This is a genomic window from Tumebacillus amylolyticus (assembly GCF_016722965.1).
Lineage (GTDB): Bacteria > Bacillota > Bacilli > Tumebacillales > Tumebacillaceae > Tumebacillus > Tumebacillus amylolyticus.
The window spans coordinates 78,239-92,289 of the sequence record NZ_JAEQNB010000007.1; the positions used below are offsets into that span (position 1 = coordinate 78,239).

At 56.1% G+C, this 14,051-nt stretch carries 11 protein-coding genes and 1 riboswitch; of the genes, 10 read left to right on the forward strand and 1 reads right to left on the reverse strand.

Going from position 1 to position 14,051, the window contains the following annotated elements; all coding sequences use genetic code 11:
* Positions 1 to 122 precede the first annotated feature (122 nt).
* A complete protein-coding gene (locus tag JJB07_RS19620; RefSeq protein ID WP_201637819.1) occupies positions 123 to 1,880 on the reverse strand; it encodes an Rqc2 family fibronectin-binding protein in 1,758 nt (585 codons plus the stop codon).
* A gap of 222 nt (positions 1,881 to 2,102) precedes the next feature.
* A riboswitch (cyclic di-GMP riboswitch) is annotated at positions 2,103 to 2,203 on the forward strand.
* A 223-nt stretch (positions 2,204 to 2,426) separates the two neighbouring features.
* Here JJB07_RS19620 and JJB07_RS19625 point away from each other — a divergent pair.
* From JJB07_RS19625 to priA, 10 genes are all read left to right on the forward strand, one after another.
* Complete coding sequence (locus JJB07_RS19625; RefSeq protein WP_201637820.1) at positions 2,427 to 2,813, forward strand: DUF192 domain-containing protein; 387 nt, start codon at positions 2,427 to 2,429, stop codon at positions 2,811 to 2,813.
* 47 nt (positions 2,814 to 2,860) lie between these two features.
* Positions 2,861 to 4,318: an aldo/keto reductase gene (locus tag JJB07_RS19630; RefSeq protein WP_201637821.1), complete on the forward strand. Its 1,458-nt coding sequence runs from the start codon at positions 2,861 to 2,863 to the stop codon at positions 4,316 to 4,318.
* A 115-nt stretch (positions 4,319 to 4,433) separates the two neighbouring features.
* Positions 4,434 to 7,163, forward strand: coding sequence for a calcium-translocating P-type ATPase, SERCA-type (locus JJB07_RS19635; protein ID WP_201637822.1), 2,730 nt, complete (start codon positions 4,434 to 4,436; stop codon positions 7,161 to 7,163).
* Positions 7,164 to 7,197: 34 nt separating this feature from the next.
* The gene (gene dapF, locus JJB07_RS19640; RefSeq protein ID WP_201637823.1) at positions 7,198 to 8,034 is read left to right on the forward strand and encodes a diaminopimelate epimerase; all 837 of its coding nucleotides are present in this window, start codon (positions 7,198 to 7,200) and stop codon (positions 8,032 to 8,034) included.
* Positions 8,035 to 8,175: 141 nt separating this feature from the next.
* The gene (locus tag JJB07_RS19645; protein WP_201637824.1) at positions 8,176 to 9,054 is read left to right on the forward strand and encodes a YicC/YloC family endoribonuclease; all 879 of its coding nucleotides are present in this window, start codon (positions 8,176 to 8,178) and stop codon (positions 9,052 to 9,054) included.
* A gap of 80 nt (positions 9,055 to 9,134) precedes the next feature.
* Positions 9,135 to 9,401 carry an extracellular matrix/biofilm regulator RemA gene (gene remA, locus JJB07_RS19650; protein WP_201637825.1) on the forward strand — a complete coding sequence of 89 codons (267 nt, stop codon included), beginning with the start codon at positions 9,135 to 9,137 and terminating at the stop codon, positions 9,399 to 9,401.
* A gap of 27 nt (positions 9,402 to 9,428) precedes the next feature.
* Positions 9,429 to 10,043 (forward strand): guanylate kinase, encoded by a 615-nt coding sequence (gmk, locus tag JJB07_RS19655; RefSeq protein ID WP_201637826.1) that lies wholly within the window; start codon positions 9,429 to 9,431, stop codon positions 10,041 to 10,043.
* On the forward strand, positions 10,044 to 10,250 hold the full coding sequence (rpoZ, locus tag JJB07_RS19660; RefSeq protein ID WP_201637827.1) for a DNA-directed RNA polymerase subunit omega: 207 nt from the start codon (positions 10,044 to 10,046) through the stop codon (positions 10,248 to 10,250). It begins immediately after the preceding gene.
* Between the two features lie 63 nt (positions 10,251 to 10,313).
* A complete protein-coding gene (coaBC, locus tag JJB07_RS19665) occupies positions 10,314 to 11,543 on the forward strand; it encodes a bifunctional phosphopantothenoylcysteine decarboxylase/phosphopantothenate--cysteine ligase CoaBC (RefSeq protein ID WP_236588238.1) in 1,230 nt (409 codons plus the stop codon).
* Positions 11,540 to 14,029, forward strand: coding sequence for a primosomal protein N' (gene priA / locus JJB07_RS19670; RefSeq protein ID WP_201637829.1), 2,490 nt, complete (start codon positions 11,540 to 11,542; stop codon positions 14,027 to 14,029). Before coaBC ends, priA begins: the two co-directional genes overlap by 4 nt.
* The last annotated feature ends 22 nt before the right edge of the window (positions 14,030 to 14,051 follow it).

Sequence of the window (14,051 nt, forward strand, 5' to 3'; positions counted from 1 at the left end):
TTCAGTTGGTACAGGATACTCCCGGAGCACGTCCGTTTAGTCACGACGCCGAGGAATGAGGGGGCGTTTTTTTGAAAAAACGGCCCGCTGCGTGGAAAACGGGCCGTTTTTGCCAAGGTTGATTAAGATTTGGTGTGGGAAGCGTTCGCGCTCAAGCGTTCGGTAATCCGCTGGTCGGGCGTGACGTAGAGGGTCTTCTGGTTGTCGTAGAGCACGAAGCCCGGCTTGGAGCCGTTGGGCTTCCAGATGTGTTTGACCAGCGTGTAGTCAACCGGAACTTGGCTGGATTCGCGTCCCTTGGAGAAGTAGGCGGCGAGTTGGGCCGCTTCAAGCAGTGTGGTTTCGGAGAACTCGCGCGCGCGAATGACGACGTGAGAGCCCGGAATGTCCTTGGTGTGCAGCCATGTGTCGCTGTTGGAGGCGTGCTTCATCGTCAGGAATTCATTTTGCTTGTTGTTCTTGCCGACGAGGAGCTCGATGCCTTCCGAGGAGAGGTAGCGCTCCGGTTTGATCGGAGTGTTTTTCTCCTTGGGGGCTTTTTTGCCTTTGGGCAGAGGCTTGCGCTTGATCTTGAGGTAGCCTTCCGCCGCGAGTTCTTCGCGAATTTCTTCGATATCGGTCCACGAAGCGGTCGTCAGTTGTTGAAGCAAGTTCTCCAAGTAGTTGATCTCCGCAATGGTTTCTTGAATTTGCTCTTGGAGGATCGGGATCGACTTTTTGACTTTGTTGTATTTCTTGAAGCAACTTTGGGCGTTTTCGTTGGCGCTGTACGCCGGGTCGAGCGGGATCGTGATGTCCGCCATATTCTCGTCATAGAAGTTCTGGACGGTTACTTCTGTCATGCCGCGCTCGATCTGGTGTTGGTAGGCGGTGATCAACTCGCCGTAGATGCGATGAATCTCCGAAGAGTCCGCTTCTCGAATCTGCTGTTCAAATTTCCCGAGTTTCCCGACGTTGCGTTCCAATTCGTTGGTGAGCATTCGTTCGAGGTCCTGGGACTTTTGTCGCAGCGTGTCTCGCCAAGACTTCTCGGCGTAGAATTGGTGGATCGCTTCGGAGATGGAAGCGAATGTTTTTTTCTCCCCGTCGAGATGCGTCAGGTCAAAACAGGAGAACGCCACGGGGCGCTCGTCTTGGTAGACGATCGTCGGCTGGTAGCGGTGATGGCGGGCGTCCTCGATCAAACCGGCGAAGGCTTGCCATTCGAAGTCCGCATTACCTACTTCTTGCACACGGGCCGCGATCTCCCGAGAGAGCAGGGGAGAGAGGCCGGTGAAGGAGTTCAACAGAAATTTGTCGTAGGCAAGCTCCGCCGCCGCGCTGCGCAGAGCTTGGAATTCGCCGAAGGAGAGCTCGAACGGGCTCTTTTTCTCCTGTTCCGGCGGTGCCACATAGGTGCGGCCCGGCAGAACTTCGCGGTGGCGGGACGTGCCGTAGTTGACGTGAACCAGCGAGTCGAGGATGCGATTCTCTTGCGGGTCGAGCAAGATCACGTTGGAGTGCCGGCCCATGATCTCGACCACCAGCACGCGCTCCGTCAAGTCGCCCAATTCATCGCGGTTCTCGACGGCGATATGCAAGATGCGTTCGTTGCCAAGCTGCTCCACGCGGGTAATTCGCCCGCCCTCGCAGTGTTTGCGCAGAAGCATGCAGAACATCGGCGGTTCGGCAGGGTTCACGCCCTTGTAGTCGTGGGTCAGTTGCGCGCGCGGGTAGGACGGATGTGCCGTCAACAGCAGTTTGTAGTTGTTGCCAAAGCCTCGAATCTGGAACAGCAGGTCGCGTTCCAACGGTTGGTAGATTTTATCAACCCGCCCTCCGAGGAGCAGGGTGTGCAATTCGTGCGTCACAGCACGGAGTACAAGGCCGTCGTATGCCATTGGGTAGTCACCTCTTCGAAATGGAAAAAAAGGCACTGACTCCCGAGGGGGAGAGTGCCATTGTTCCTATCTATCCAGCACATTTGTGCCTAAAAGTTAGCAGAAAACTAATACAAAAGTCTGCCCCAGAAAAGGCATTCCGACCTATTCCGCCCAAATTCGACAACGGTGTATAGTGAAGACAAGGAATTAAATTGAAATTCCGGTAAAGCAAGATTGAACAATCAAAAAAGGCAAACCCGCTCGAAAGACGGGGACGCAAAGCCATGGGTCTTCCTCAAGCACGAGAATCGTGTGCCGGAGATGATCGCCAGGTTGCTGATTGAGGGACACATCTGCCCACAACCCGAAACAGGGTGGTAGAACCTCTGCGCAGCGGCGACTGTGTAGAGGTTTTTTCGTACCGAAAAAAAGCACGACCCCCACACCACTACTAGTAATTATTGTGAACATTGTCATTATACCCTTCAAGGTACTGGAAATCAAGGTTGCACCAAGGCGGAACCTTTGCAAGTAGAAAATGAGAAAACGAGAGGAGGAATTCAGATGATGGAAGTGTGGAACCAAAGCTTGGGTGTTCGGTTGGCATGGGAAGTGGAGACGGCGGAGTCGTTCTGGTCGCGGTTGCGCGGATGGATGGGGCGTCGAAATGTCCCGGTGGGAGCGGCGTTGGTGTTTCGATCTTGCAACGGGATTCATACGTTTTTTATGAAAGAAGAGATCGACGTGGCGTTCCTCGATGACGAGCATCGCATCGTGCACATGTTGCATCGGGTTCGTCCGAATACGATCGCTCCTTTTGTTCGCGGGGCGATGCATGTCATCGAGTTCCCGGCGGGGACGTTGTCGGCCAGCGGCACGCAGTTGCGAGATCGGTTGGTGGTGGAGACAGAGCCGCATTTGTACGCGTTTATGATCGGAAGGGGCGCCTGAAGGAGGGCGCTCCTTTTTTTGGTATACTGGTGGGGAGGTGATAACGGATGTTTCTACAATATAATGCGCTCGGTCAGACCGGCTTGCAGGTCAGTCAGGCCGGGTTTGGTTGCTATCGGGTGGATGTGTCGGTTTCGGAGCATCGGGAGGCCATGCGCAAGGCGTTGCTTGGCGGTGTGAACGTACTGGATACCAGTTCCAACTACTCGGACGGCGGATCGGAAGAGTTGGTGGGCAAGGTATTGGCCGAGATGACATCGGCGGGAGAGATCGACCGTGAGCAGGTGGTGGTCGTGTCCAAGGCGGGCTATCTGCAAGGGCATAATTACCGCTTGAGTCAGCAGAGAAAGCGGGAAGGCATGCCGTTTCTCGATTTGGTGCTGTATGGGGAAGGCTTGGAGCATTGCATCCATCCGGAGTTCTTGGAAGATCAGTTGACGGCGAGTTTGGAGCGGCTGCAGATGCAGGCGTTGGATGTGTATTTGTTACATAACCCGGAGTATTACTTAGGCTTTGCGAAACAGAACGGGATGCAGTTGGACGAGGCTCGCGAGGAGTATTACCGCCGGATCGAACTTGCGTTTCGGCATTTGGAAGGAGAAGTGGAGCGCGGGAGAATTCGTTGGTACGGGATTTCTTCGAATACGTTCCCGGCCCCGGCGGAGGAGTATCTCTTTACCTCGTTGGAGCGAGTTTGGGAGATTGCCGAGTCGATCTCTGACACTCATCACTTCCGCGTGATTCAATTGCCGATGAATTTGTTGGAGCGCGGCGGTGTCATACAGGCGAACCAATCGAATGGGCAGAGCGTTCTGAAGTTTGCGCGGGACAAAGGCTTAGGGGTGCTGATCAACCGCCCGTTGAATGCATTTGTCGCGAACTCGCTCGTGCGTTTGGCAGATCTGCCAATGCCGGATGTCGATGCAGCGGCTTCGGTGACAGAGTTGATTGAAAAAGTCGTGGCGGCAGAGGCGCTTTTTCGTCAGGATATCTTGCCGTTGGTCGAGGCGGATGACGAGGTGCGGGCAAGCCTTGCCGACAAGTTGACGGCAGGGGCGCTTTTGCAAGAACACGGGCGCAAGTTTGCTTCCTTGGATCATTGGCAAGAGGTGGTGCAACAGTTTTTCGTGCCGACGGTTCAAAGTGGTGTGCAGAAGTTGCTTGAGACTCCGAATTTGCCCCCCGAGGTCGGCGCGTGGTTGGAGGGCTATGTGAACGCCGTGAACGAGACGTTTTTGGCGGTGACGGAGATGTACAAGCAGCGGGCGGCCGAAGTTTCGCAGGAATTGAAGCGGCGTGTGGCGCAAGCAGACGCCCAATGGGGCGAGGCTGGAACTCTCAGCGGCATGGCGTTGCGGGCGTTGCGTTCGACAGACGGCGTGTCCTCGGTGCTCGTCGGCATGCGGCGTGAGGCGTACGTGGAGGATGTGTTGGCGGAGTTGCAGGTGCAAATCGACGTAAAGGATCGGTTTGCAAGTTGGGAGGGATTGGGACAGAAGTTCTGAGGCGCCACATGTAAATTCTGCTCACAACGTGACTTGTCAGGCTTGGTCTACGCCATAGAGTACAGGCATAGACATGTCTACAGGACAAACGATGTGAAAGAAGGGGTGGCACCTGGTGCAGAAAAAACTTTGGCACACAATGGACGTACAAGACGTACTCCAGCTGCTCTCCGTCTCGCCAAAAGGCCTTGAGAACCAAGAGGCTGACAAACGGCGGGAACAGGTCGGGGAGAACCGACTGAATGAGGCAGAGAAGACTTCCTTGTTGACGTTGTTTTTCAATCAATTTCGCGATTTCATGGTCTTGGTGCTGCTGGCCGCCACGCTTGTCTCCGGTCTGCTCGGTGAACATGCAGATGCGATTACGATCATCGCGATCATTATCGTAAACGGCGTTTTAGGCTTCTTCCAAGAACTGCGGGCCGAGAAATCCCTCGCTTCGCTCAAACAACTGACCGCCCCCACAGCTACCGTCCTGCGCGATGGAAAAAAAACCTCCATCCCCGCGCTCGACATCGTGCCGGGGGACATCCTCTTCCTTGAAGCCGGCGACCGTGTCCCGGCTGATGTGCGCGTCCTGGAAAGCGCCTCGCTCGAAGCGGAAGAGTCCGCCCTCACCGGCGAATCGCTCCCGGTTCAAAAAAGCAACCCCATCATCGGCGACCCGAACGCTACACTCGGGGACCGCAAAAACATGTGCTACATGGGCACGCTGATCACACGCGGCAAAGGCATGGCTGTCGTCTGTGAAACCGGTATGAACACCGAAATGGGCCTGATCGCCGACTTGATCCAAACGGCCGAAGATACGGAAACGCCGCTCCAACGCCGTCTCGAACAGCTCGGCAAAATTCTCGTTTACGTTGCGCTTGGCATCACCGCTGTCGTTGTGGCGACCGGCGTTTTTCACGGCAATTCGCTGTACACGATGTTCCTCGCCGGCGTCTCGCTTGCCGTCGCTGCGATTCCGGAAGGGTTGCCTGCGATCGTCACCGTGGCACTCGCGCTCGGTGTCCAGCGTATGATCAAGCGCAAAGCGATCGTCCGCAAACTGCCGTCCGTTGAAACGCTCGGTTGCGCGACCGTCATCTGCTCCGACAAAACGGGAACCCTCACGCAAAACAAAATGACCGTTCAACGCGTTTTCGTCGGCGGTCAATTTTATGAAGTGACAGGAACCGGCTACAACCCCCAAGGCGAGTTCCTCTTTTCCGGCAAAGGAATCGACCCGCATCGCCGCACCGACTTGAAACGTTTGCTCGAAGTCTCCGTACTCTGTAACAACGCCTTGCTTACGCAAGACACGTCCAAAAAACATCCCGATTGGATGATCCAAGGCGATCCGACCGAAGGCGCACTGATGGTCCTCGGGGCCAAAGCGGGTTTGTTTGGAGAAGAGATGGACGCTGCACAACCTCGTTTGGACGAATTGCCGTTTGACTCCACTCGCAAGATGATGTCCGTTCTGACACGCGACCAAAAAGGCGAGCTCTACATGCTCACCAAGGGCGCCCCGGACGTTCTGCTCGACCGTTGCGGGTACATGTTGATCGACGGCAAAGTGACGCCGCTGACCAACTCGCTTCGCAAAGGAATTCTCAACGCCAACCACGCGATGGGCACCGAAGCGCTGCGCTGCTTGGCGCTTGCGTACCGCCCGCTGAAACAGGAACAGCAGTTCCATGCACCGGACTCCGAACGCGATCTGGTTTTCATCGGGATGGTCGGGATGATCGACCCGCCGCGCCCGGAAGTGTACGACGCGATCCAACGTTGCAAAAAAGCGGGCATCAAGACCGTCATGATTACAGGCGACCACCAAGTCACCGCCGAAGCGATTGCTCGCCAGTTGGGGATCGTGCCCAAGGGCGGTTTGACAGTGAATGGATACGATCTCTATAATATGTCTGATAGAGAGTTGCAAGAGCGCGTCGAGGACATCTATGTCTACGCCCGCGTCTCGCCGGAACACAAATTGCGCATCGTCAAAGCCCTGCAAGCCAACGGGCACGTGGTCGCGATGACCGGGGACGGTGTCAACGACGCACCGGCGATCAAAGCGGCCGACATCGGGATCTCGATGGGCCAAGGCGGCACCGACGTCGCGAAGGACGCTTCTGCGCTGATCCTCTCCGACGACAACTTTGCCACCATCGTGGCGGCGATTGAAGAGGGCCGCTCGATCTATGACAACATCCGCAAGTTCATTCGTTATCTTCTCGCGTCGAACGTCGGCGAAATCATCACGATGTTCCTCGCGATGATCTTAGCACTGCCGCTGCCGCTCGTCCCGATTCAGATTCTTTGGGTCAACCTCGTCACCGACGGTCTGCCGGCGATTGCGCTGGGTGTCGACCCGGCGGAGAGAGGGATCATGAACCGTCCGCCGCGCAATGTGCGCGAATCGATTTTTGCCCGAGGTTTGGGCTTTAAGATCCTCTCGCGCGGGATTCTCATCGGCGTTGCGACCTTGGCTGTGTTCTGGTTCTCGCTCCAAATGGAGCCGGACAATCTGATCAAGGCGCAATCGATGGCGTTCGTCACCCTCGTGATGGCACAGCTGATTCACGTGTTCGACTGCCGCTCTGTTGAAGGCGGGATTTTCTCCCGCAACTTGTTTGAGAACAAGTGGCTGATCGGCTCGGTGCTTTCGTCGGTGGTGTTGCTGTTGGGCGTCATGTACATCCCGGCGTTCCAACCGGTCTTCCGCACGGTGCCGCTCGGCGGTATGGATTGGTTGATCGTGCTCGTCGCTGCTGCCGTCCCGACTTTCGCACTCGCGGCAGGTCGCGGCGTCAAGAAGCAGAAAAAAACCACGACCAAGATCAATTTCTCCCGTCGCTAAGAGGTTGAACCTCCTCAGGAGGCTTCTGCACTTCATGAAATTCACAAAAATGCATGGTCTCGGCAATGACTTCGCGGTCGTTGCCGAGTTTTTGTCCGTTCCGGAGTCTGTGTCCGATCTTGCGAAAAACGTCTGCGACCGTCACTTCGGTGTCGGTGCCGACGGCTTGGTGTTCATCTTGCCAAGTCAAATTGCAGAGTTCCGCATGCGCATCTTCAATTCTGACGGGAGCGAGTCGGAGCAGTGCGGCAACGCCGTGCGTTGTGTCGGCAAGTACCTCTATGAAAGCGGCCGCACCCACTCTACCACCGTTACGTTGGAGACCGGCGCGGGCCTGCAAACGCTGGAGTTGCACGTATCGGAAGGTCTCGTCTCCCACGTCACGGTGGACATGGGCGAGCCGAAACTTGAAGGAGCGGTGATTCCGACCACGCTGTCCGGGGAAACGGTCATCGAGCACGCGATTTCGATCGCATCCGGTCACAACTATGAATTCACCGGCGTCTCGATGGGGAACCCGCATGCGGTCATCTTCGTGGATTCGTTGGCAGACGTTGACCTGCACCACGTCGGGCCGCAACTTGAGACGCATCCGTACTTCCCGCGCAAAACCAACGTCGAGTTCGTCGAAGTTCACGCTCCAAACGAAGTCACGATGCACGTCTGGGAACGCGGGGCGGGCGAAACGCTTGCTTGCGGGTCGGGTGCTTGTTCCGTCGGAGTTGCGGGTGTGTTAACGTCTCGTACGGAGCGTCGTGTCACCGTCCATCTCAAAGGCGGCGACCTGCTGATCGATTGGAAAGAAGTCGACAACCGCGTCTACATGACAGGTCCGGCCGCCAAGGTCTACGAAGGAACTTGGCTTCTGTAAAAGAGAAGGGCGCCTCCTTTGGCGAGCTTTTTTGCCGGGGCAGGTGCCTTTTTGCTTGCATCTTCGCGAGAAATTGCGTAATATGAGCAGGAAAAGCCCGAAAAACGGCGAAAACTAGAGGGCGAAAGAAGGGAATCTCCTATGATCAAGAGTATGACCGGATATGGCCGTGCCGAAGTCTTGCAGGACGGCTACCGCATTCTCGTTGAGATCAAGGCGGTCAACCATCGCTACGCCGAAGTTGTCGTCCGCCTGCCGCGTGAATACTTGCAATTCGAAGACGGGATGAAAAAAGCCGTCTCCGAACGCATCTCCCGCGGAAGGCTTGACGTGTTTCTGACCGTCGAGCGCACAGGGCCTCTTGGTCGTGCCGTTACTGTGGATCTAGAACTGGCTATGCAACTCAAACGTGCGGCCGATGAGTTGGCTGCCCATCTTGGGCTTTCCGAGACCCTTCAGTTGGAACAAATCTTGAAGCAACCCGGTGTCCTGAGCGTTGCGGAAGCGGTGGAGAACCCTGAGGAATTGGGGAACTTGCTGCTCGCCTGCACGGCACAGGCTGCCGACAACCTCGTGGAGATGCGCGAACGCGAAGGACAACGCCTCTACCACGACTTTGTGGCGCGCCTTGAGAAGTTGCGCGGATTCACCTCCCGCATCGAAGAGCGCAGTCCCGTCGTCGTGGCCGAGTACCGCGAACGGTTGGAGAAACGGTTGCGAGATTTGCTGGACGGGCAAGGGGTCGAAGAGGGGCGTCTGCTGACAGAGGTCGCGGTCTTTGCAGATCGTGCGAGCATCGCAGAGGAATTGGTGCGACTGACGAGCCACTTCGAGCAGTTTTTACACATTGCAGAAGCTCCGGAGCCGGTTGGACGCAAGCTCGATTTTTTGGTGCAGGAGATGAACCGGGAAGTGAACACGATAGGTTCAAAAGCCAATGATTTGGGGATCGCCCAACTCGTCGTGGAAGCGAAGAGTTTGCTGGAGCAGATCCGCGAACAAGTACAAAACATCGAGTAAGCACGAGCCAGACCGTATTTTCAAGAGCCGGAATGGTAAAAATGCAAGGCAGAGAGTTGTGATTTTAGGAGGAATGGGTTGTGAGCATCAAACTTATCAATATCGGATTTGGCAATATCGTATCGGCCAACCGAATCGTTTCGATCGTCTCGCCGGAATCGGCGCCGATCAAGCGGATCATTCAAGAGGCGCGCGATCGCGGAATGTTGATCGACGCAACCTATGGACGCCGCACCCGCGCGGTGATCATCACCGACAGCGACCATATCATCCTGTCGGCCGTCCAACCGGAAACTGTCGCTCACCGACTTGTGGCGAAAGATAACAACCAGGACGAAGAAGAGTAAGATCACGCGATCCGGAGGGGTAGAGAAATGGTTCAAAAGGGTTTGCTGATCGTCTTGTCCGGTCCGTCGGGCGCCGGCAAAGGGACGGTCTGCAAGGCGATGCTGCCGACGATGAAGACGACGCATTACTCCGTTTCTTGCACCACTCGTGCGCCGCGCGAAGGGGAAGTAGAAGGGGTTAATTATTTTTTCAAGTCTGTAGATCAGTTCAAGACGATGATCTCCAACGATGAACTGCTGGAGTGGGCGGAAGTCTACACCAATTACTACGGCACACCGCGCAAGTATGTCGATGATATGCTCAACGCCGGTGAAAACGTGCTGCTTGAGATCGACATCCAAGGCGCGTTGCAGGTCAAAAAGAAATTCCCGAACGGCGTGTTCATTTTCCTCATTCCGCCGTCCCTGCAGGAACTCAAGACCCGCATCGTCGGACGTGGCTCGGAAACGGAAGAGTCGCTGAACATCCGCTTTGGTGCCGCAGCAGAAGAAATGAGTTACATAAGCGAATATGATTACGTTGTCGTCAACGACGAAGTGGAAAAAGCCGCCGACCGCATCCGTGCGATCATTACCGCAGAGCAATGCTCGGTGCAACGCAATCTGGAATACTATACGAGCTTGATTAAGGAGGGGCAGTAGATGATCTATCCTTCCATTGACAAATTGATGGAATTAGCAGACAGCAAATACACCTTGGTGGTCGCGGCTTCGAAGCGCGCTCGCCGCATTCAAGATGGTGCCGAGAAACTGTTGCACGTCAACACGAACAAAAACGTCACCGTCGCACTCAACGAGATCTCCGAAGGCAAAGTTTCGTTCGTTCGTACCAAAGAAGGAATCAAGTAAGACGTGGAGAGAAACAACCCTTTTGCTTTGGGTTGTTTCTTTTTATGAGAGGAGATGGAGCGCATGTTGAAGGGGAAATCAATCGTGCTCGGCGTATCCGGAGGCATCGCGGCATTCAAAGCGGCGTCGGTGGCCAGCGCATTGACCAAAAAAGGCGCACAGGTACACGTGATCATGACGGAATCGGCACAGAAGTTCATCACGCCGCTGACGTTTCAGAGCTTGACGAAACATCCGGTCGTGACCGACATCTTCATAGAGCCCGACCCGTCTGAACTGGCGCACATCGCGCTCGCAGACCAAGCGGACCTCATCGTAGTCGCTCCGACAACGGCCAATGTCATCGGCAAAGTTGCACACGGAATTTCCGATGACATGCTGACGACGACGATTATGGCGTCGAAAGCTCCCGTTCTGTTTGCACTGGCGATGAACGTCAACATGTTCGAGAATCCAATCGTGCAGGAGAACGTCGAATACCTGCAGAGCAAAGGGTACCTGTTCGCCGAGCCGCAGGAAGGGTTGCTTGCGTGCGGGTGGACAGGCAAGGGACGACTGATGGAACCGGAAGATCTCGTGGCGTACATCGAGGGCTTTTTTGCACAAGGGTCTGTTGAGTCGGGTAAAAAAGACCTGCTGGGTCTGCGCCTGCTCATCACGGCGGGAACCAACGTCGAAGCGCTTGATCCGGTTCGCCTCGTGACCAACCGTGCAACGGGGCGAATGGGCTATGCAGTGGCAGAAGCGGCAGTTGCACGAGGGGCGGAAGTGACGCTCGTGACCGGGCCGACACAGTTGGACCTGCCGACGGGGCTTGCCGCTGTGGAGCGAATCAACACCGGGCTTGAGATGTACGAAGCTGTCATGAAGCATTTCAGTGAGTCGGATGTCTACATCGGAGCCGCCGCCGTGTCCGATTACCGTCCGAAAGAAACGCACAAACAAAAATTGAAAAAATCGGACGGCCCGTTGCTCGTCGAATTCGTGCGCAACCCGGACATCATCGCGACCTGCGGGGAGAAACGCGCGCCGCACCAAGTCTTGATCGGTTTTGCGGCGGAGACGGAGAACGTATTGGAGAACGCCCGCGGGAAGTTGATTCGCAAGAAATGCGACCTCTTCGTGGCGAACGACGTTACGCAACAGGGGGCGGGGTTTGGCGTGGATACCAACATCGTCACATTCGTCTCGCACGAAGGCGACGAATCGCTCCCGATGCTCCCCAAGTCCGAAGTTGCCAACCGCATCCTGGACAAAATGCTGCAGCTCCGTGAAGGACGTTTCGTAAAATGAACGCGCACGACAACGCGGCGGTGACGGAGCGAAACGGCGCAAGATACGCCGAAGTGATCGTGGAAGTGAAGTCTGCCTCTGTAGATCGTCCGTTTCACTATGAGATTCCGAGCCTGCTTGCCGAGCGCGTACATGTGGGGACGCGCGTATTGGTTCCGTTTGGACCTCGTCGGGTCGAGGGATACATCGTCGGCTTCTCTGCCACCACCGAAGTTCCGGAGAAGACGAAACCGCTCCTTGAAGTGCTCGACGACGACCCGCCGTTAACCCCGGACTTGGTTGAACTTGCGAGATGGCTTTCGGAACGCTACCTCTGCACAAAAGCCGCCGCCGTCCAAGCCCTGCTCCCAAGCGGGATGCGTGCGAAGGCGACGACTTTTTTGCGAATTCAAAACGCACCGGACAGTGTCTATCTGCCGGGCTCTTGGGAATATGATTTGTTACAAGAACTGTACCAGTCCCCCAACAAGACCAAGGAGCAACTTCTCTCCGAACACCCCGAATGGCGGCCGTTGATCCGCACCTGGGTGGAGGAAGGTGTGCTCCAAGAACTGCATGGCGTGAAGCACGGCATCCAAATCAAGACGATGACCTATCTCTCCACTGGGCTCACAGAGTCTGAGTTGCAAGGAGCTCTCGACGAGATTTCCAACCGCGCCAAGAAGCAAAAAGAGCTGCTCACCTACCTCTACGAGGCGGGAGACGCTCTGCTCATGAAGGATGTCTTTGCCGAGACGGGGGCTTCCTCGGCGACGTTGAAACCCCTGCTTGAAAAAGGGTTTGTCGTCAAGGAAGACCGGGAAGTCCATCGTGACCCCTACGCTTCGAAGCACTTTGAGCCGTCACAACCGCTTCCGCTCACCCCGATGCAGGACAACGCCTACCAGACGATCAAGAACGCCGTGGACAGCGATGCCCCGCAAACGATCTTGCTCCAAGGTGTCACCGGCTCCGGCAAGACGGAGGTCTACCTCCAATCGATCGCCGCCTGTGTCGCCCAAGGTCGTCAAGCGATCATGCTCGTTCCCGAGATCTCGCTGACCCCGCAGATGGTTGAGCAGTTTAAAAAGCGCTTCGGTGACGAAGTGGCCGTGTTGCACTCACGCCTCTCCACCGGAGAAAAATACGACGAGTGGCGGCGGATCCGTCACGGGGAAGTCAACATCGTCGTCGGCGCTCGGTCGGCGATTTTTGCTCCGTTTCGCTCGATTGGTCTCATGATTATCGACGAAGAGCATGAGAATTCCTACAAGCAAGACGATCATCCGAAGTACCTCGCACGCGAAGTTGCGATGTACCGCGCACGTCAACACAAAGCCACAGTCGTGCTCGGCTCGGCGACGCCGGCGCTTGAGACGCGCTGGTGGGCGCATCAAGGGATCATCCAGCGTGTGGAGATGCCGGAGCGGGTGCGGGGACAGAAGCTGCCAAAAGTTCGTGTCCTCGACATGCGCAACGAATTGCAGAGCGGCAACCGTTCGATGTTCTCCAATGCTTTGAAGACGGGCATCGAAGAACGGATGGAGCGCGGAGAGCAGATCATCCTCTTTTTGAATCGCCGGGGGTTTGCAACGTTTGTACTCTGTCGATCTTGCGGGTTTGTGGCGAGATGCCAAGACTGTGAGATTCCGCTGACGTATCACAAGGCACGCGGGCTCGAACAGCTCCGTTGTCACTACTGCGGCTATGCGGAGCGGATGCCGGAGACCTGTCCGGATTGTCAAGGCGATCATGTTCGGCACTTTGGCACCGGTACCCAGCGCGTCGAGGAGGAACTCTACAAAGTCTTCCCGGACGCCAAAGTGATCCGAATGGATGTGGACACAACATCCGGCAAGGATGCACACGCCACGCTCTTGCAACGCTTCCGCCAAGGCGAAGCGCAGATTCTGCTCGGCACGCAAATGATCGCCAAGGGTCTCGACTTCCCGAACGTCACGTTGGTCGGCGTCATCTCGGCGGAAACTTCCCTGTACTTGCCGGACTTCCGTGCAGCGGAGCGCACGTTCCAGCTGCTGACACAGGTAGCGGGGCGGGCGGGACGGCACGAGTTGCCGGGCGAAGTGATCGTGCAGTCGTACAACCCGCAACATTATGCGATTCAGTTTGCGAAGGACCAAGAGTATGAGAAATTTTTTGAACATGAAGTTCGGCACCGCTATTCGCTGAACAACCCGCCGTTTTTTGAATTGACGGCGTTTACCTCGGTCAACGAGGACGAGATGAAAGCGCTGCATCTGGCCAGACATCTCGAAGACCTGTTGCGCCGCTCCTTGGGGGGGCGCGACGATGTGATCATACTGGGCACCTCACCGGCGCCGTTGGCGCGGTTGCAGGGAAAGTACCGATTTAATGTGGTGCTGAAATACAAGAAATTCAAACCCGTAAGCAAGCCGATCCGCGAGGCGTACCAAGCCTTGCAGGGGGAGGCTCAAAAACTCGGAGGGTACCTCACAATTGACGTGAACGCGCAAATGATTCTCTAGAAGGCTTTTAGTTCCTTGACGC

Coding starts and splice junctions, on each gene's coding strand:
- gmk (WP_201637826.1), top strand. CDS start 9,429: ATGGTTCAAAAGGGTTTGCTGATCGTCTTGTCCGGTCCGTCGGGCGCC.
- priA (WP_201637829.1), top strand. CDS start 11,540: ATGAACGCGCACGACAACGCGGCGGTGACGGAGCGAAACGGCGCAAGA.
- coaBC (WP_236588238.1), top strand. CDS start 10,314: ATGTTGAAGGGGAAATCAATCGTGCTCGGCGTATCCGGAGGCATCGCG.
- rpoZ (WP_201637827.1), top strand. CDS start 10,044: ATGATCTATCCTTCCATTGACAAATTGATGGAATTAGCAGACAGCAAA.
- JJB07_RS19620 (WP_201637819.1), bottom strand. CDS start 1,880: ATGGCATACGACGGCCTTGTACTCCGTGCTGTGACGCACGAATTGCAC.
- dapF (WP_201637823.1), top strand. CDS start 7,198: ATGAAATTCACAAAAATGCATGGTCTCGGCAATGACTTCGCGGTCGTT.
- JJB07_RS19625 (WP_201637820.1), top strand. CDS start 2,427: ATGATGGAAGTGTGGAACCAAAGCTTGGGTGTTCGGTTGGCATGGGAA.
- JJB07_RS19630 (WP_201637821.1), top strand. CDS start 2,861: ATGTTTCTACAATATAATGCGCTCGGTCAGACCGGCTTGCAGGTCAGT.
- JJB07_RS19645 (WP_201637824.1), top strand. CDS start 8,176: ATGATCAAGAGTATGACCGGATATGGCCGTGCCGAAGTCTTGCAGGAC.